At 42.4% G+C, this 1,789-nt stretch carries 1 protein-coding gene; it reads left to right on the top strand.

All coding sequences use genetic code 11. The annotated features are described in order from the left end of the window. The coding region (locus tag A3763_RS28705; protein ID WP_197482918.1) for a hypothetical protein at positions 1-1,579 on the top strand (1,579 nt) is incomplete at its 5' end. Between the last annotated feature and the right edge of the window lie 210 nt (positions 1,580-1,789).

Here is a 1,789-nt window from a genome sequence, read left to right on the forward strand (position 1 = left end):
CGCTCTAATACAATGGTGGCAGCAAGAAAAAGATAAAATTGCGCAAGGAGATGTGCTGAAATTTATGCACGAGAACAAAGAGCGTCTCGAAAAGTCCTTGGCCTCAATTTATCAAAACAACTTTGTATATAGGGTGACTAACCTGTTACTGGCTTTTGTTGCTAGTCTGGCTGGACTGGTTGATCGCCTGAAAGATGCCATTGTTAAGTTGGTTTTGAAGGTTCCTGCTCCAGAAGCGGTAAAGGGCTTGCTATTGTCTATCTTTAACGCCGTGAAGCTGCGAGGTATTGTCGATTTCTTTCGCGCCAAGATGTACTCTTTGAAAAAGGCACCTCATAATATTCGTGCTGTTCAGCTAATGGACGAGGTTGTTGCGCGTGACAAGCGTGACGGCTTGGATATAAAGAAGCACTTTCCCGACATCGCCCGTAAATTCAACGAGCGCAAATTACAGCTGCTACAGCATTCTTTCTTTAAGGAATTTAGTAAATCTCGCATTGAGCGCATACTCGCAATGCCTTTCACCTTTAGTCGCTCAATATCACCGGTTCTACCTGATACTGCCCTGTGGCACAAGTTCTTTGTTTTTCTTGAAAACCGAAATATTGCCGACTTGATATTGGTCGGGAGTAAAGGAGAGCGGGTTTCAACGAAGCATGATAGCAAGCATGTAGTGGGTTCGTCAGAGGTGGTTCGAACCTTGTATCAGGCTTCAGTGCTTAAGGCGTCAGGGCGAAGGGTTTTTATTGTTGGTAATCACGAAGGTTATATTGGGCCGTATCTGGTAAGGAGTATATTGAGGCGGCTTGGTTTTGATAATCTCACAGCAAATTGCAATACAGTCGTTGGTCCGAGAATGTTTTCAAATATGGTTCTAAAGAACGGTGCAAGTAATGTCGGAAACTTGTTCCTGACTTTACCATCACAGAAAACGACGGAAGTTAAAGAGAAGAGCTTAGCTGATGCTTTGCTCAAAACAGCAAGACGGTCACAGCTGCTGATCAAAATGCCAAATTCCGGGCTTCATCTAATCGAGCAAATGAGTTATAGCGACTTTATGAATAAGTTTATTCGATCAGATCGCGCCCGGTTTTCTCAGATCTCTGCTCAGCTCATGCGGGTTGAAAAACATGATCTGGCCCAATACTTGGCAGACGTTAGGCAAACTTGTGCTTTGGATGAATTGGATCGTGAGGATTACGAGTTATTCAAATCCATTATGTATGAGCCGTTTTTGATATTCCCTGAAGGCTCTCGTTCATATGTTGCCAAGGACGGAAGTGTCACAATGAAGTATGTCAGCCCTCGGTTCGTGCAAGCCTATTTTAGGCCTGATGATGTGGTTTTACCTATTAGTCTCGTGGGTGGCTCTGATATAGGCAATAGTTGGCGCCTTAAACCGGCAAATATTGGTCTGTGTGTGGGTGAGCCGATTAAAGTTAGCGAAGAAATGATTGCAAACTTTGATACAGAGGGTGTTGGGATAATGCGTAAAGTTGCGGCGTTACCTAATATAAAAACGGTTAACTTTGACGAAGATATTCAGGCTGGTAAGAAGCTTGAAAGTCATGCTGCTTGATTGAGTTGTACTCAGATCTGAGAGTTTTGTCATATAAATAGCTGTATTTGTCTATTGCATTTTGTCAAAAAGCGTAGCTTTTTGTTTCGCTCATACTTTGCTCATAATTTAAGTAAAATCTAGAGCATCTCTATAACCTGTTGATAGATTGGAGTTAAAAACTATTTATCAATGCGGTATGCTTGGGTTTATAAGTTTCATGTATACCGG

The sequence above is a fragment of the Oleiphilus sp. HI0128 genome (genome assembly GCF_001635365.1).